Source organism: uncultured Shewanella sp., from assembly GCF_947491715.1.
GTDB lineage: Bacteria > Pseudomonadota > Gammaproteobacteria > Enterobacterales > Shewanellaceae > Shewanella.
In genome coordinates this window covers 41870-58587 of sequence record NZ_CANLKR010000015.1, presented here as the reverse complement: position 1 = coordinate 58587, position 16718 = coordinate 41870, and the positions used below count along the sequence as shown (strand labels likewise).

Here is a 16718-nt window from a genome sequence, read left to right as displayed (position 1 = left end):
TAGCGCAGCTAAGCTGCGCTAAAAGAATAGTAGCAATATGCTAAAAACCAAACCACCAAGTACAAAAAACGGTTTAGTTAAACTCATTCAAGCTTATCGAATGGGCGATAAGACTACAATCTTTGGCGCACTGCTTCAAACAAGCAAATGCCGGTAGCGACCGAGACATTCAGGCTTGATACCGAGCCCGCCATGGGAATTGACACTAAGGTATCACAGCTTTCGCGGCTTAAGCGGCGCAGCCCTTTACCTTCGGCGCCCATGGCAATGGCAATTGGGCCTTTTAAATCGGCTTGATATAATTCACAATCCGCTTCTCCCGCCGCGCCAACAACCCACACGCCTTGCTCTTGCAAGTAACGCATAGTGCGCGCCAAGTTGGTCACTTGAAATAACGGCACGACTTCTGCGGCGCCGCAAGCCACTTTGCTCACTACGGGCGTTAAGCCAACGGAATTATCTTTAGGGACAATGACACCTTGGGCCCCCGCTGCATCGGCATTACGCAGGCATGCACCGAGATTATGAGGATCGGTCACGCCATCTAAAATCAAGAAAAACGGCGTTTTGGTCTCATCAGCCTTTACTTGGTTTAACAACGCATCTAACTCATTATCACTGAGAACCTTGGCCGCTTTCACTTTTGCGACGACGCCTTGATGCTGAGCACCACTGGATTTGTCATCTAGGGCCTTGCGCGAAGCATATTGAATGGATACCCCATACTCTGCCGCTTTCGCTAACAAGGGCGCAAGGCGTTTATCATCACGCCCTTGTAATACCCACATTTCAATGACCCGCTCTGGGCTGTTTTCTAACACGGCACCCACAGCGTGAATACCAAAAGTTAATTCTTGTTTCTTCATTTACTTCTTACTCGCTTTACGCTTAGTCGTCTTGGCTTTTTTAGCCGACGTTTTTGATTTTTTTGCTGAGGCTTTCACGCCAGTTTTCGTCGCGTTAGCTGACGATGATGCTGTCGCGCTGCCAGTCTTGCTGCCACCAGTCTTACGACGGTTTTTACTGCGGCTTTTAGACTTAGTTGATTGGCTATCTGTGTCAGCCTTGCTACCAGCACTGCTTCTTCCTCTTCGGCTACTGGGGCTTCCAGCACCTTTCGAGTCAGTACTCCCAAGCTTTGCACCTTCTTGGTTCACTCGCTCTCTGGCGGTCATCGGTTTGTTGCTTTTACGTCGACGGCCTTTGTCTTCACCCACCATAACCAGATCAATTTTACGATCGTCTAAATCGACCGCAGCCACTTTGACCGTTACGGCATCACCAATTTGGTACACTTGCTTAGTGGCTTCACCCACCAAACGTTGGCGCATATTATCATATTGATAATAATCACTACCCAAGCTTGAAATATGCACTAAACCATCGATAAAGAGGCTGTTTAAGCGTACAAATAAACCAAAATGCGTCACAGAGGCAATCACAGCGTCAAAGGTATCACCCACGTGATCTTGCATAAATTCACACTTGAGCCAATCATTCACATCACGTGTGGCTTCATCTGCGCGCCGTTCAGTGGTAGAGCATTCTACGCCTAGCTGGTCTAGCTCATCTAATTGATAATGAAAACCGCCATCACTGGTCCATTTATCATTGCCACTACCGGCTTTTTTAGCCAATAAATAGCGGATCACACGATGCAGTACTAAATCAGGGTAACGACGAATAGGCGAAGTGAAATGTGAATATTCTTCCAACGCGAGTCCAAAGTGACCTTCATTATCCGGCGTATACGTCGCTTGACGCATAGAACGCAGCAGCATGACTTGAATAAGCTCAGCATCAGGCCTATCGGCCACTTGCTCCATAATGGCTTGATAATCACTGGGCTCAGGCTCTAATCCACCTGTCATAGTGAGTCCACGCTCAGCCAAAAAGTCTTTAAATTGCGTCAGCTTTTGCTCTGATGGCGACTCATGCACGCGATACAGCACTTCACCCTTATGCTTTTTGACAAACTTTGCCGATGCCACATTGGCTAAAATCATACATTCTTCAATGATCTTATGGGCTTGATTACGTGTGCTCGGTACAATTTTGTCAATCTTACGCTGCTCATTAAAAATAAACTGCGTTTCAGTGGTTTCAAAGGCAATCGCCCCACGCTGAGCCCGCGTCCCGTCTAAGGTTAAATACAAACTTTGCAATGTCTGCAGATGTGGGAAAATGGCTTCATGATCTGATGTAATCTCTCCACCTTCTAACATTGAAGCCACTTGGGTGTAAGTCAACCTCGCATGAGAGTGCATCACAGCAGGGTAGAACTTATATCCCGATAACTTCCCTTTTGCCGATACGGTCATTTCTGCGACCATGCACAAACGATCGACCTTAGGCTTGAGCGAACATAAACCATTAGAGAGTTTTTCAGGCAACATGGGGATCACTTGCGACGGGAAATAAACAGAATTCCCTCGAGCACGCGCCTCACTGTCGAGCGCAGACTCTGTTCGCACATAATGACTCACATCGGCAATGGCGACCCATAAACGCCAACCGCCACTTTTTTTGGTTTCCGCATAGACGGCATCATCAAAATCACGGGCATCTTCACCATCAATCGTCACAAGCGGTAAATGACGTAAATCGACACGACCTTCTTTATCAGCTTCAGTGACTTCGTCTGGAATGCGGCGCAATTTTTTCTCAATCACACTGGACCAAGTATGGGGTAAATCATAATTACGCAGGGCAATTTCAATTTCCATTCCCGGCGCCATTTGCTGACCCAGCACTTCGGTCACTTTCCCCGCTGCTTTGACATAGCGACCAGGGCGGCGTGTTAACTCCACCACCACCACATCACCTTGACGAGCGCCTTTTCTGTCTTCTTCTGGGATCAGTATTTCTTGAGTGATACGCTTATCATCAGCAATCACAAACCCCATGCCAGCATCGAGGTGAAAACGCCCCACTAAGGCCGCTGTTCTTTGTTGTACTAATCGCACGATACGCGCTTCACGACGACCTTTGCGATCGACGCCCGCTTTTTGTGCTAAGACTTTATCACCATGAAAGTACATCAACATATCACGGTTATGGATATAGAGGTCATCGCCCCCTTCTTCCAACTTTAAAAAACCAAATCCATCTCTGTGCCCGATAACGGTGCCCGTTAACAGATCCATTCTCTCCGGTAATCCGTAAGATTTTCCTCGAGTAAACACCAACTCGCCATCTCTTTCCATGGCCCGCAGTCGACGTCTTAACGCTTCGACTTGCTCTTCGCTTTCAATATTCAGCGCTAAACCGATTTGCTCACGATTTTGAGGTGATGTTTGGGCGCGTAAGTGATCTAAAATAAACTCACGGCTAGGGATAGGGTTGTCATACTTTTCTTGCTCACGCTTTAAATGCGGATCTTTGATCATTCATTATCCAAAATAGTGGTGCCAACCTTCATCTTTTTTATCGGCTAGCACTTAATTGTAAAATTCAAGTCGACTTCTTGGCTCTAGCCACCACACTGGGTGGCATGCGCTTTTCAAGCAACTTTAATAATTGTGAGGCTTCATTTTTTTTCGCCTCATCGGTAAAAACAGCGTTATATAACCAGTGAAAGGCTAATTCATAATCCACCGGACTGCCTAAACCTTCATTGTATAAACGCACTAGGCTCATTTGAGCCGATACGTTGCCGCCAGTTGCGGCGGACAGCACATAACGCACTGCCCTCGTTTTATCCTGGATCACAAACTGACCCCGATAATAATAGTCTGCCATTTTCATCATGGCTTCGCTGCTGCCTTGATTGGCCGCTTTGCGTAACAGTGCAATCCCTCGCTTAGGGTCCGCTTTCACGCACTGACCCACATTGAGCATTTCGCCCCATAAGAATTGATATAAAGGCTGTTTGAGCACATCGGCTCTCGCTTCAATATCTTGTACTAATTGACAGTTATCACGCTTCACTTGCTGTAAATACGCCTGCTTTCTAATTAACGTCAGTAAACGTTCTTGACTGTAAATCTCCACCGCCATTGGCGTCGCCACGCTCGATAGCGAAAATAAAAACACAATCAAGGCTAACACATAACCTAACATAAAAACCCCCAATGACAATCCTTATTCATATCATCGGCGTTTAGGCGTATTTCTTAAAATAAAATTGAGCACGCTCACAGGTAACAGAAAGGATCTAGCGCTTAAAATGTGCGGTACAACATCAATTTTTTTGATTATATTGCTATTCGTTATCGTTCTTCTTAATTTGCGTAAGGTCCGTGCTTTGAGCAATGAAATTAAAGCATAGTCCTCACAATAAAAAGGCCGCTCAACGCGGCCTTAATTACTATTCAACTCATTAAACAAGCGTTTAACTGAACGGATTCACTAAGATCATTGTCTCATTTCTGTCCGGACCCGTTGAAATAATATCAATTGGCGTTTCTAGCAAGGCTTCAATACGCTTGATATAATTAATTGCCGCTTGTGGCAATTGATCAATCGATGTCGCACCGGCTGTATTTTCACTCCAACCCGGCATGGTTTCTAAAACAGGCGTCACCTGCTCATAACCTTCAGCCGCTGCTGGCGTAACAGTCGCAATAGAACCATTCGGGTATTGATAACCCACACAGATTTTAACTTCTTCTAAACCGTCTAATACATCCAGTTTAGTTAAGCAAAAACCACTGACACTATTGATTTGCACTGCACGCTTCATCGCCACAACATCTAACCAACCTGGACGACGTTTACGTCCTGTGGTTGCACCAAATTCATGGCCTTTAGTGCCTAAGTAATCACCAATTTCACAATCAAGTTCAGTGGGGAAAGGTCCAGCACCCACACGAGTGGTGTACGCTTTCATGATCCCAAGCACATAATCGAGATGACGCGGACCAAAACCTGAGCCTGTTGCAACGCCACCTGCGGTGGTGTTTGAAGACGTCACAAAAGGATAGGTACCGTGATCGATATCTAACAATGTGCCTTGTGCCCCTTCAAATAAAATTGCTTGGCCGGCTTTGCGTGTTTGATCCAACAATTCAGTGACGTCCACGCACATACTCTTCAAGTAATCTGCAATGGCCAGTGCATCTGCTAATGTTTTATCATAATCGACAGCTTCTTCACCGTAATACTCAGTCAACATAAAGTTGTGATAAGCCATCACTTCTTTTAGTTTTTCAGCAAACAATTCTGGATTAAACAGATCGCCTACTCTGAGACCACGACGAGAAATCTTATCTTCATACGCAGGACCAATACCACGACCTGTCGTGCCAATAGCCTTATTGCCGCGTGCTTTTTCACGTGCGATATCAAGTGCACAGTGGAAAGGAAGAATAAGAGGACATGCTTCTGAAATTAATAAACGTTCCTCGACAGGGACGCCACGTTCTTTCAACATGTTAATTTCAGACATCAAAGCATCTGGAGCTAAGACCACGCCGTTACCGATGATGCATTTAACATCATCACGTAAGATGCCTGACGGAATTAGATGAAGAACGGTTTTATCACCATCGATAACAAGTGTATGACCCGCATTGTGGCCACCTTGATAACGAACGACATATTTTGCCTGTTCGGTAAGAAGATCGACTATCTTACCCTTTCCTTCGTCACCCCATTGGGTGCCGAGAACAACTACGTTTTTGCCCATTGTTTGCTGCAAGGTTGCGATTAAAGCAGGATTCTAACAGATTTTTAGGGGAAAATGGCAAGTAATTTATGAAAAAATAATCAATAAAATAATTCCCGCAGTAACAAAAGCCCCTCCCACCCGTTGTAGAACTGCCTGATTTTGATTCGAAATTTCCTTTAAATAGGCCTGCCAACGTCGAGGAAATAATAATGGACCGACACCTTCAATGATTAATAAAAGCGCAATTGCGAGCATGATAGATTCAAATGACATGTTTTTATTCTCAAGATGAAAAAAAGATCCTAACTCAAACATAAAGAAATTCATGTTTATTTTACATTCTGACTAATCCCCATTCCGTGTAACCATAAACTGCAGGCAATAAAAAACCCAGCATAAGCTGGGTTTTTTGTAATCCAAAAAACGAATTAACGTTTTGAGAATTGTGGTTTACGACGTGCTTTACGTAGACCCACTTTCTTACGCTCAACTTTACGCGCATCACGGGTAACAAAACCGGCGGCACGAAGTGAAGGACGTAGAGCTTCATCTAGTTGCATCAGTGCACGAGTGATACCGTGACGGATTGCACCTGCTTGGCCAGTGTTACCACCGCCTTTAACAGTTACATAGATGTCTAGTTTATCAGTCATTTCAACTAACTCTAGTGGTTGACGAACAACCATACGAGCTGTTTCACGACCAAAATACTGATCAAGAGGTTGTTGGTTAACAATAATGTTACCCGTACCTACTTTAGCGAATACGCGAGCAGTAGATGTTTTGCGACGGCCAGTGCCGTAATATTGAGTTGCAGCCATTAGCTTAATCCCGTTTAGATATCAAGAACTTGAGGTTGTTGTGCAGCGTGGTTATGTTCAGTACCAGCATAAACTTTTAGTTTACGGAACATGGCACGGCCCAGAGGACCTTTTGGTAACATACCCTTAACTGCCTTCTCGATAATCATTTCAGGCTTATGATCTTGCAGCTTTTCAAAGGTGATTTGCTTAATGCCACCGATGAAGCCAGAGTGTGAATAGTACACTTTACCCTTGGCTTTATTGCCAGTAACAGCAACTTTTTCAGCGTTAATAACGATGATATAGTCACCTGTATCTACATGAGGCGTGTACTCTGGTTTATGCTTACCACGTAGACGTGTAGCAATTTCAGTAGCGATACGACCCAAAGTTTTTCCTTCGGCGTCAACGACGAACCAGTCACGAGTTACAGTTTCTGGCTTAGCAGTAAAAGTCTTCATTTACAAAAACCCAATGTTAAAATTCTGTCTCAACATGCTATCTACTATAAGGAGTAAATAACACAAATAGTGCCATTCCCCGCCCCTTCGAGCAAAGAATCAGGCTTTACAACTTCCATCCTAAAGATGGAATAACGAGGGCAGGTCGCGGATTATAGACAAATATGCAGCAAAAATCACCTTCTTTCTGCGCTATTTTCACTAAAAATGCCGAATATCACAATTTATCCCTTCCCCCTTATACTTAAGGTTAAGGTAAATGCGCTAACGCCAAATAATCATGGGATTGCATTTCCGTTAACCGAGAACGGCAACGTCTAAATTCAAAAGCCAATAAACCGTCAGAATAAATCGCTTCCAAGGGCACGTCAGCCGAAATGATTAACTTCACGTTTCGCTCATAAAATTCATCTACCATGGCCAAAAAACGTCTGGCAATATCGTCACCAGTTTGTTTTTCACCCATTTGCACCACGCCACTGAGTAACACACTGTGGTATAAACGCGCCACTTCCATATAATCTCGCTGACTGCGCGGCCCATCACACAAGGCTTTAAAATCTATCAGTAATACGCCTTGGGCTTGCTTACGAATGGAAATAGAGCGGCCATCAATATCGATCGCCGCCTTTGACACTGTCGATTCTGGCGCCAACTGAGCAAAATAACTCTGCAAATTGTCATCCGCCGCCTTATCCAAAGGAAAATGATAAATCTCAGCTTGTTCTAAGGTTCGCAGTCGATAATCAATACCCGAGTCGACATTCAGGACACGACAATGTTGGTTAATCAAGGCTATCGCGGGTAAAAAACGCGCTCTTTGTAATCCATTTCGATACAAGTCATCGGGAATGATATTGGACGTCGCCACTAACGCGACACCTTCAGCAAACAAGGTTTCAAACAAGGTGCCCAATAACATGGCATCGGTAATGTCGGACACAAAAAATTCATCGAAACAAATGACCTTGTACTGCTCCGCCATGCGTTTAGCAATGCCCACAAGTGGATCTTGTTGTCCTTGACATTGGGCTAAATCAATATGCAATTGGTGCATGAAGCGATGAAAATGCGCACGTAATTTCTGCGTGCCCGGTAGTGCATCATAAAAAGTGTCCATTAGATACGTTTTACCGCGTCCAACGCCTCCCCACAAATACAAACCTTGTACAGGCGAAGGCTTGGCACGTCTGTTGAATAAGGAGCGTAACTTGGTTCGCTTCAACGGCTTATTATCAAGAGCAATTAAGTCATCAAATACGGTTTGTAATGCTTTTACCGCTTGCTCTTGAGTGGGATCGTATGAAAAGTCATCACGGGTTAAATCCTGTTGATAATGCTGCCAAGGGGTTAATTGCGACACTGAACTGCTTCTCTTTTTATTAACAAAACTCGGGCCAAATGGTCTCAACTCATATTGGGTCAAGTATCAAGGGTATAAATACGCAGAAATAGTATCACGATAAGCAAGGACAAGGTATATTTGATAGCAACTTCTTCATCACACAAAATACTAAGGAAATAAGATGCAATGGGCGTTAACCCTAAGTGGATTTATATTCGGCCTTATACTCGGTTTTGCCGGCAAAACCTTCCTCATTAGGAACAAGCAATCTCGGCAAAGCGATGATGCACTCAATCAAACTAAAATGGAATTCAGTCAATACAAGCAAGAAGTCGCTGATACCCTTGATGAGCAGCACAAACAACTCAATATACTCACTGAGCAACTGAGCGACATGAATCACCAATGGAATGAAGCGAGTCATGTCTTAACCCCCGATAATGACAAGCACTTGACCACTTTCACAAAAAACGATAGAACAATAGAGCAAGTCTCGTAAGTCCCCTTTAAGTCGACTAAAAGAGAAAATATATCCTAAACTTGATTAACCTTTATTAATCAATATTGAACTTTATTTACATTACTTGAGTCCGATTCGATAAACCATAACGAATACTTAATGTTCATGAATAATGTTTTTTATCATGAGCCAAGAACTGGAGCCATACATAGATGAAAACCAAATTATCTGTATTTTCAGCCGCTATACTCGGCGCAACATTAATTATGACACCCGCGGTATCGACAGCCGCGATCCCTCAGGCCGTCGATAATAAGCCGATGCCCAGTCTCGCTCCTATGTTGGAGACGGTCACTCCCGCCGTAGTCTCGGTTGCGGTATCAGGCACTCAAGTCTCGAAACAACAAATACCCGATGCATTCCGCTATTTCTTCGGCCCCAATATGCCTCAAGAGCAAGTACAGAAAAGACCCTTCAAAGGGTTAGGTTCTGGTGTCATTATTGATGCCGATAAGGGGTATGTCGTCACCAATAACCATGTTATTGATGGTGCAGATAATATTCTCGTTGGTCTCAGTGATGGACGAGAGGTTGAAGCGAAACTCATCGGTACCGATCCTGAATCGGATATTGCCCTCTTGCAAATTAAGGCTAAAAACCTCACTGCTGCTTCATTTAGTGACTCAGATAAACTCAGAGTCGGTGACTTTGCCGTTGCCATTGGTAATCCCTTCGGGTTAGGTCAAACCGTGACTTCAGGAATTGTCAGTGCGCTTGGACGCTCGGGACTGGGTATTGAAATGCTCGAAAATTTCATTCAAACCGACGCCGCCATCAACAGTGGTAATTCAGGTGGGGCCTTAGTCAATCTCAACGGTAATTTAATTGGCATTAATACCGCTATTGTGGCACCCGGTGGTGGCAATGTGGGCATTGGTTTTGCCATTCCGTCTAACATGGTAAAAAGCTTGGTGAAGCAAATTATCGATCATGGCGAAGTTCGTCGTGGCGTGCTCGGTGTCGCTGGGCAAGACTTAACCAATGACTTAGCCAAAGCCTTTGGTCTTAAGACCCAGCATGGTGGTTTCGTTAACGAAGTCATGCCTGACAGTGCCGCTGCAAAAGCCGGTATCAAAGTCGGTGATATCATTATTAGTGTTAATGGCAAGAAAATTAAGAGCTTCCAAGAACTGCGCGCTAAAATTGCGACCTTAGGTGCAGGAACAAAAGTCACCTTAGGATTGATCCGTAATGAAGAAAAACGCACGGTAACGGCAACCTTAGGGGAGTCAGTGCAATCAGAGGAAATGGCCTCGGGCTCAGTTCACCCAATGCTCACAGGTGCGACACTTGAAAATAGCAAAGCGGGTATCGAAATTGCCGATGTAGCTGCGGGATCGCCAGCTGCACAAAGTGGCTTAGTCAAAGGCGATGTCATTACCGCGGTCAATCGCACACAAGTCAAAGATCTGAAATCACTCAAAGCCCAGCTCAAAGATCGCAAAGGCACTGTTGCATTGAAGATTTTAAGAGGCAAGACGAATCTTTATCTGATTTTACGTTAAACTCAATTCAGCATTGCGGGCAATCACTTCGGTGTTTGTCCGCTTTTTGTTTTTATTTACAGAGAGATAATAAATTAACACTTCACACAACACAGCTTTAAAATGCTGTTTACCTTAGCGTTCTCTAATACAAGCGCATCAAATTTGTTGACGAAAAAATGCCTTAAACATGTTAACCTTAAGCATCTTTCCACTTATTTTTTTTGACATGACCATTAAAAACAGCTTCATTTACCTGATTAAAGCCGTTATTTTCGGCTTTGTTATTGCCGCTATTTTTTTATTCATCGTTCCCTTTTTAACTGATGAAAGCAGTAGCCACACTTTTTTCAGTAATGAAGTCACTGAAGGTCATGAAATGTCGTTTGCCGCTGCAGTTAGGCGAGCCGCACCAGCCGTGGTCAACATCTACACGTTAACCGTTGATAAAGATGATCCCCTCAAACCCGGTTCACTACAAGGATTAGGCGCGGGTGTGATCATGAGCAAAGAAGGCTATATTCTCACAAATTATCATGTCATTAAAAAAGCAGACGAAATTGTTGTCGCGCTTCAAGATGGTCGCCAATTTATTTCTGAAACCGTAGGCTCAGATCCTGAAACCGATTTATCGGTATTAAAAATTGAAGGAGATAATCTCCCCGTCGCACCGTTGAACCTCAATCAGCCAGCTCAAGTTGGTGACGTCGTACTTGCCATTGGGAACCCTTACAATTTAGGTCAAACCATCACTCAAGGTATTATTAGTGCGACTGGACGTAATGGTCTCAGCTCTGGCTATTTGGACTTTTTGCAAACTGATGCAGCCATTAATGCGGGCAATTCTGGTGGGGCACTCATCAATACTCAAGGTCGGCTTATTGGCATTAATACCGCCGCTTTTCAGGTGGGCGGAGAAGGAGGTGGGCACGGCATTAATTTCGCTATTCCCATTAAATTGGCTCACAGTATTATGGGTAAACTCATTAAAAATGGCCGAGTGATCCGCGGGGCGTTAGGAATAAGTGGCGAAGCCGTTGGCCCTGTAATGAGCCAGCTATTGAATAAACCCAACTTAACGGGAGTTGTGATCACGGGTATAGATACTAACGGCCCTGCAGCCAAAGCAGGCCTAAAACCCAGAGATGTGATCACACGCTTTAAAGGAGAAAAAATTCCCGGTGTTGAAATGCTCATGGACAGAATCGCCGAAACTCCACCTGGGCAAACCGTCACTATGACCATCATTAGAGACGGAAAACAATTTGATGTGCCCGTATTAATCGGGCAAAAACCCGTGAGTTATAATTAATATCAAATTGATAAAATAATGGATCGATTTGATATCTTTTAATCGGGCCAGCCAACACGCTGGCCTATTCCGGAAATCGCCTTTATCACTTGCTTCTTCATCACTTTATTAATGGATAATGCCTGTTTATCACGAGGTAAAATATCCAAAGCCATTAATGCCTCCTGATAAACCTTGATAGCTTTCTCTTGCTCACCAGCCAGCGCTAACATTTTTGCTTTCTTGACTTTCCACTTTGGACTCTTAAGTAAATTTGATGGCAAACGCTCAAGTGTCATCAAGGCCTTCTGATATAATTGATTTCGCTCATAAATATCCACCAGCAAGGTTAAATAACTCGCAATAGGACCATGTTGAGCCATACCCGCTTCAAGCCCCATCACTATCTCGGCTAATAATGCACTCGAATAAGGTAGAGTTTGCATTTTCATGAGCGCCAAAGCGCGCTCATGATACATAGCCGGAGAAGGGTTACCGTCTTTTACAATCGCTTCATTCCACGCATTGGCACTTAAACGAAAGGCCTTTTGTTGCGCATACAACCTTGCCAGTACTGCATGGCCTTTAGCCGCATTGCTTCGGACTGTGTATTGATTTAAGCTCGTTAATGCGAGCGAATATTTTTCTTGCTCAAGGTAAAGTAAGCCCAACCAATACTGTACATCGGGCCAATGAGGTTTAAGCTTTGCTGCCCGCTGATAGTCCTCAAAGGCTAAGTGCATCTCATGGCGCTCTTGATAAAGGCGCCCCCTCGCAATATACAAATTGGCATCATTAGGGTGATGCGATAACTCATGTTGTAACTGCTCCAATCGACTTATCGATGTCCCATGGGCTAACAATGAGCTACTGTAAGTAAAGACTGAAAAACACAGTAGCAAAACTCCTCTTCTTGACCATTGGCTCATAATGCCTCCGTGCTATCAAATTAGTAATGGTATTCAATTTTCAATTTTGGTCTTTGGGTCCAATTTGAATATTCACTCGAACGAATATCAATACCATTATTACTGCCAGCACTTTCAATCATGATGCCATTATTGGGGCTATCGCCTTGCACCCATGCTTGCACTAAAGCGACACCTGCTGCATTTAGCGAGATCTCGTAAACATCGGTACTTGAAGGGGTAAAGCTTCCCAGTAAATCCCCTTGGTTGGTATTAGGAGACGTATTGCTCCAAGTCGCCGTGTTTTCTGACCATAATTGATCCATTACACTTAACTGGTATTCGCCACTACTACGATTAAACACATCAAGCACAACGGACACCCCAGTCACAACAGCCGTATTGGGGATCGATGACACATCCCACTGCAGTAAAGTCACTAATTCATCATTACTGCCATCATCACCATCGGCAAGGATCTCATCATCATTCCCCCAAATTTGATTTGGATTGCCAGAGGCCACATAGGTATCTTGCGTACCCGTATAGCCTGATAACCCATCCTGCAATTCAGCGAGCATATTGCCTGTATCACCCACTATAAGTACTTTTTCAATACTGTCAGAGGCTCCTTGATTATCAAACACTGTTAGCGTAACAGTGTAAACTTGAGGGCTGGTATATTGATGTGAAGGTGTTTGAATATAGGCAAATTGACCGTCACCAAAATCCCATTGCCAAGCCGCAATAGTGCCATCACTGTCTGACGAGTCATCAATAAAATTGACTTCTAACTGGTTTATTTGGTAGTTAAAATCAGCAGTCGGTGTTTGATTATCTGTTTCACTTTCAATGTAGCTGATGATTAGCATCGGTCGATTTGACTGGGTGCTATACTCGCTAGAACGCACATCAATGCCATCATTACTGCCACTGCTTTTTAACATGATTCCTTGATTAATTTGTGTTCCATCAAGCCAAGCTTGCACCAAATCAATACCCGCTTGGTTAAAGTTCAATACCAGCTCACCTTGTGGGGCATCTGAAAAGCCAGCCACATTCACGCCCATATTCTCATTAGGCGCTGCATTACCCCAAGTGACATTAGCCTGTTGCCAATCCTGCTTCATTTGCCAAATATCATAATGTCCACTAGATGTATTAAATAAATTCATCACTAGCTGCACTTCAGTGACAATAGCATTGTGTGGCAAGCTGTTAAGGTTCCACTTTAATAAGCTAATGAGCTCTCCGTTAAATCCATCACTGCCATCGGCGAGGATCATGGGCTCTGTACCGAAATTGTCATCACTTACCCCTGATCCAACATAGGCATCTTGCGCACCTTCATAGCCATCGAGGCCTTGCTGTAAGCCTATTTGTTGTAAGCGATTGCGTATAAACGTTTGCTCAGTATTAGCAGCAATGTCATTACCATTCAAATCCCTCACATTATTGATAACCATTCGATAAAGCGTGTCAAAATCTAATGATGATGTAGTCAATATCACTTTATTTTGCGCCACTTGCCTTTGAGCATCGATAATCGTCACACTATTATCTATGCTGTAGTTCGTAATATTTTCAGCACTTTGTAGCTCGACCTTCTCACTAAATACAACTTCAACACTATGCGCATCAACCCCTTCGGCTGAGGTCACTGTTGGCGGAGTCACATCCACACCTTTTTGCAGCGTATAATAATCGGTGATATTACCCGTGTTATTTAAATAACGAGCCGTTAAAGTATCCCCTTGAACGTCCAATACCACTGAGCCTAATTGGTTTAAGGATGTAAACATGGCTGGGTGATTCAAATCTCCTCCCGATATTTTTCCAGAGCTTCCCGCCACGGTATAAACGGCACCCGCATTCGCTCCACCTTGAATTTTTTCATAACTCCCATCTCCATCACTACGCCCACTACCCGCATCAATTTGATGACTCGCATTAAAACTTGAAGAATGACCATAGTGCCCATCAATGAGATACGAACGCTCATAAGAATGACTGTGTCCACTGAAGACCAGATCCACCCCATAACTCTCTAGAATAGGCAATGCTCTTTCGCGCATATCAATCAATTGCGATTCATTATCGGAATCATGAGAGCCTTTGCTATAGGGGGGATGATGCCAAAATGCGATCGTCCACTGTTGAGTATTGGCAGCCAAGTCATCTGCAAGCCAAGTCATCATAGCCCCATTCACGCTACGATCTGTCTCATAAGAGTCCAACGTAATAAAATGAATGTTGCCATAATCAAATGAATAATAAGCTTCCGTACCTGATGCTAATCCGCCCGCCTCACCTTGGCGTGGAAATGAAAAAATATCATAATAAGGCCCTGATTCTGTATCAGAATCAGCAGAATACCCATCGTGATTACCTAATGTTGCCCATAGGGTAGAACGCCTTAAGAGCTCAGGATAAATATCGAAAACAGCATCCTGATATTCACTATCGGTACCGCTGTTGTAAGCATTATCACCCAACATGATCCACAGTGACGTATTATCACTATTGTCATAATTCAGATAAGCATTGTAGACCGATTTGGCATTGGCATTCGCCGTGCCAGCATCACCAATCAACCAAATACGGGTATCCACGCTATTTCCAATGGGTGGTGATGTCATAAATCGATAACCTGTCTCTCCCCCTTCCAAGGTGTCAGTCTCTGTGCCAACGGAATAATAAAACACACTATTAGGACTCAGCCCTGTCACGCGGACTTCATGCTCAGTTCGATTTCCTGTAATTACCACGGATTGATTCAACTGCTGTACATCGGTGCCATAACGCACAACCGAACTGGTCGACACATCGGTACGCCAACGCACTGTGATACTGTCTTGATTGGCCATTTGTAAATAAGGTCCCCGCGTCACCGAAGCAGCATTTGCCAGTAAGGGAACGAAAAGAAATAAACACAGCAAGATCCGATAAAAAAAGTAAGCTTGACGCATAAGGTTATCTTCCTTGTTGGCTCTTCACGTCAGTAAAGAGTTAAGATGATGATTTGAATTGTCAAACGAGGTTAAAGAACGCCCTAATTTATCAGCATCTTACATCGCCATAAACACGCACCATAAGATAACACTAAATTACTTAAACCTGATTAAGTGAATTTGATTATACAAAGTCAACTTAAAAAGACACTCACTCAAAAGGCTATTTATTCATGACAAAAATAGATGGAAAAAATGACAAAAAAATGAAGGGGAAATGATCAATCAATGAAACCTAATGCGGGCAAGAGACGTTCCTCTTACCCTACTATGACTATTCATTTGGTGCTATAGAGTCACCAATTTATCGACAATAACCCCCACTCCCGTACGAACTGGATCCACACAAGGTAGACTCACTTCTTGGCTGATCTTTGCAATCACGTCTTCAGCTTCGATTGCTGTCATTTTTGAGGTATTCACACAAACACCAACACATTGCACATTGGGGTTGGTTAACCGAGCGGCGCGTAAGGCAGTATCGATGGCCTCTAACAAAGGAGGAATAGCATAATTTTCTAAGTCCACCACATGTTCACGCAGTGGGTCGTGACAAAGCACAATTGCATCGGGCTGACTTCCATGGAGTAATCCAAGACTCACTCCCGCATAAGACGGATTATGTAAAGAGCCTTGTCCTTCGATGAGATCCCAATGCGCTTCATGATTATCTGGTGATAAGGTTTCCGCTGCCCCTGAGACAAAATCCGAGATCACCGCATCGACTGCCGCACCTTTTCCCGCAATAAAAATGCCTGTTTGACCTGTGGCTCTAAACGTTGCATCCATGCCTCGCTTATGCATTTCTTTTTCAATGGCTAAAGTAGTAAACATCTTGCCGACATTGCAATCGGTTCCCACTGCCAGTAAACGTTTTCCGCTGCGTTTATCGCCATCACCAACAGCAAAGGTGGTCTTGGGATGGCGAATATCGATGATTTGGCGGCCATGCTTATTTGCAGTGGTTCGCAGCACATCAATATCGGCCACTTTGGTATGTAACCCCCCCGCAATATCCATTCCCGCTTCTAATGCCGCTTTTAAATGGGGTAACCAGCTTTCTTTCAACAATCCACCATGAGGAGCAACACCAATCACTAACGTCTTAGCCCCTCTTTCTGCCGCCTCTTGCATAGACACTTCGGGCAAGCCCAAATCCACCTGACAGCCTGTTAAACGAAATTGTGCAACACAATCTTGGGGCCGCCAATGACAAATGCCTTGGGCCGTTTTAGCAAACTCACTGTCACCTAAAAAAAGTAAATAAGGTTTCTTGATATTCAT

14 protein-coding genes are annotated in these 16718 nt (G+C 44.0%); 3 read left to right on the top strand and 11 right to left on the bottom strand.

Translation table 11 applies throughout. The annotated features are described in order from the left end of the window. Nucleotides 1-113: 113 nt before the first annotated feature. The 8 genes from rlmB to zapE form a co-directional block, all read right to left on the bottom strand. Nucleotides 114-866: a 23S rRNA (guanosine(2251)-2'-O)-methyltransferase RlmB gene (gene rlmB, locus Q0779_RS11890; protein ID WP_298772822.1), complete on the bottom strand. Its 753-nt coding sequence runs from the start codon at nt 864-866 to the stop codon at nt 114-116. After that, a complete protein-coding gene (gene rnr / locus Q0779_RS11885) occupies nt 867-3389 on the bottom strand; it encodes a ribonuclease R (RefSeq protein WP_298772821.1) in 2523 nt (840 codons plus the stop codon). Between the two features lie 64 nt (nt 3390-3453). Further along, nucleotides 3454-3999, bottom strand: coding sequence for a flagellar protein MotX (locus Q0779_RS11880; protein WP_298772896.1), 546 nt, complete (start codon nt 3997-3999; stop codon nt 3454-3456). Between the two features lie 334 nt (nt 4000-4333). Beyond that, nucleotides 4334-5629: an adenylosuccinate synthase gene (locus tag Q0779_RS11875; protein WP_298772819.1), complete on the bottom strand. Its 1296-nt coding sequence runs from the start codon at nt 5627-5629 to the stop codon at nt 4334-4336. A gap of 66 nt (nt 5630-5695) precedes the next feature. After that, nucleotides 5696-5884 carry a DUF2065 domain-containing protein gene (locus Q0779_RS11870; RefSeq protein ID WP_298772817.1) on the bottom strand — a complete coding sequence of 63 codons (189 nt, stop codon included), beginning with the start codon at nt 5882-5884 and terminating at the stop codon, nt 5696-5698. Between the two features lie 155 nt (nt 5885-6039). Next, on the bottom strand, nt 6040-6432 hold the full coding sequence (gene rpsI, locus Q0779_RS11865) for a 30S ribosomal protein S9 (RefSeq protein ID WP_298772815.1): 393 nt from the start codon (nt 6430-6432) through the stop codon (nt 6040-6042). A gap of 14 nt (nt 6433-6446) precedes the next feature. Then, complete coding sequence (gene rplM / locus Q0779_RS11860; RefSeq protein WP_298772814.1) at nt 6447-6875, bottom strand: 50S ribosomal protein L13; 429 nt, start codon at nt 6873-6875, stop codon at nt 6447-6449. 250 nt (nt 6876-7125) lie between these two features. Then, the gene (zapE, locus tag Q0779_RS11855) at nt 7126-8238 is read right to left on the bottom strand and encodes a cell division protein ZapE (RefSeq protein ID WP_298772813.1); all 1113 of its coding nucleotides are present in this window, start codon (nt 8236-8238) and stop codon (nt 7126-7128) included. A 163-nt stretch (nt 8239-8401) separates the two neighbouring features. On the opposite strand from zapE, the gene Q0779_RS11850 reads away from it, so the two are divergent. The 3 genes from Q0779_RS11850 to degS all read left to right on the top strand — a co-directional run bounded on the left by Q0779_RS11850 (nt 8402) and on the right by degS (nt 11536). Next, a complete protein-coding gene (locus Q0779_RS11850) occupies nt 8402-8719 on the top strand; it encodes a DUF1043 family protein (RefSeq protein WP_298772811.1) in 318 nt (105 codons plus the stop codon). A 173-nt stretch (nt 8720-8892) separates the two neighbouring features. Continuing rightward, nucleotides 8893-10245, top strand: a complete 1353-nt coding sequence (locus Q0779_RS11845) for a DegQ family serine endoprotease (protein WP_298772809.1) — start codon at nt 8893-8895, stop codon at nt 10243-10245. A 208-nt stretch (nt 10246-10453) separates the two neighbouring features. After that, on the top strand, nt 10454-11536 hold the full coding sequence (degS, locus tag Q0779_RS11840) for an outer membrane-stress sensor serine endopeptidase DegS (RefSeq protein ID WP_298772894.1): 1083 nt from the start codon (nt 10454-10456) through the stop codon (nt 11534-11536). 38 nt (nt 11537-11574) lie between these two features. Here the strand turns inward: degS and Q0779_RS11835 are convergent, their stop codons facing one another. The 3 genes from Q0779_RS11835 to dgcN all read right to left on the bottom strand — a co-directional run bounded on the left by Q0779_RS11835 (nt 11575) and on the right by dgcN (nt 16718). Next, the gene (locus tag Q0779_RS11835) at nt 11575-12444 is read right to left on the bottom strand and encodes a hypothetical protein (RefSeq protein ID WP_298772807.1); all 870 of its coding nucleotides are present in this window, start codon (nt 12442-12444) and stop codon (nt 11575-11577) included. Nucleotides 12445-12464: 20 nt separating this feature from the next. Next, nucleotides 12465-15392 (bottom strand): DNRLRE domain-containing protein, encoded by a 2928-nt coding sequence (locus Q0779_RS11830; RefSeq protein ID WP_298772805.1) that lies wholly within the window; start codon nt 15390-15392, stop codon nt 12465-12467. Nucleotides 15393-15722: 330 nt separating this feature from the next. Beyond that, nucleotides 15723-16718, bottom strand: a complete 996-nt coding sequence (gene dgcN / locus Q0779_RS11825) for an N-acetyltransferase DgcN (protein WP_298772804.1) — start codon at nt 16716-16718, stop codon at nt 15723-15725.